Origin of the sequence: Flavobacterium cupreum (genome assembly GCF_003996965.1) — a bacterium.
GTDB classification, from domain to species: Bacteria; Bacteroidota; Bacteroidia; order Flavobacteriales; family Flavobacteriaceae; genus Flavobacterium; species Flavobacterium cupreum.
The window spans coordinates 1-501 of record NZ_QWDM01000067.1; the positions used below are offsets into that span (position 1 = coordinate 1).

At 56.5% G+C, this 501-nt stretch carries 1 pseudogene; it reads left to right on the forward strand.

The window, feature by feature from the left end:
- Window positions 1–204: 204 nt before the first annotated feature.
- A pseudogene (locus D0817_RS24825) lies at window positions 205–501 on the forward strand (hypothetical protein); the annotation flags it as partial.

A 501-nucleotide genomic window follows, 5' to 3' on the forward strand; every position in this document is an offset into this window, starting at 1 on the left:
ACCCATGGCCAGCCCCGCGCTGGCCATTTTTTTGCCCGTTGCGGGCGCGAAACCGGTGCCAAATCGGAAGCAATTCTCAATTCAGATTTTGATGCCGTATGAGCGCTGTTTGCAGCCTGGCCGGTTGGGCGGGTAAAAGATTTTTGTGCGGTAGTGCAAATAGCGCTTGTAAACTTTTGGAAACAATGTTAACTTTTTCGCACATTGATTCTTCGCTCCGCGCAGCGCACATCGGCCATGGCTGTTCCAACGTTTACTGCATCGAGTCGTACCGCGCTCGGCATTGCCCGCGCGACGGGATTGCCCACGCCGACCCATGCGATCCTGATTGGCGAGCTGCGCGAGGCGTTTGAAGCGCTCCCCGATAGCCGGCGTCCGAGCAATGCGACCAAGTTCGAGATGATCGACGCGGCGTTGTCGGCCTTCTCCGTCTTCTTCACCCAAAGCCCTTCGTTTCTCGACTGGCAAATAAGAATGGAGCAGGCGCAGGGCAAGAACAAC